This is a genomic window from Microvirga sp. Mcv34 (assembly GCF_024519725.1).
Lineage (GTDB): Bacteria > Pseudomonadota > Alphaproteobacteria > Rhizobiales > Beijerinckiaceae > Microvirga.
The window spans coordinates 1-316 of sequence record NZ_JALJRK010000306.1 but is presented as its reverse complement, the minus strand read 5'-3'; the positions used below and the strand labels follow the sequence as shown (position 1 = coordinate 316).

The 316-nt window shown below is 59.8% G+C and carries 1 pseudogene; it reads left to right on the top strand.

The annotated features are described in order from the left end of the window. Positions 1 to 316: pseudogene (locus OC446_RS31220) on the top strand (glycoside hydrolase family 1 protein); the annotation flags it as partial.

Below are 316 nucleotides of genomic sequence, written 5' to 3'. Positions count from 1 at the left end.
GGAAGACGGACTTCGAGCTGCTCCAGGATCTCGACATTCAGTTCCTGCGCTATGGGCCTCCCATCCACAAAACCTGGCTCGGGCCTGAGCGCTACGACTGGGAGTTCTCCGACCTCACCTTCGGCCATCTGAAGCATCGCGACACTGTCCCGATTGTGGACTTGTGCCATTTCGGCGTGCCGGACTGGATCGGCAACTTCCAGAACCCCGATTTTCCGGAGCTTTTCGCGGACTATGCCCGCGCCTTTGCCAGCCGGTTTGCGTGGGTCCAGCTCTACACCCCCGTCAACGAGATGTTCATCTGCGCCACCTTCTC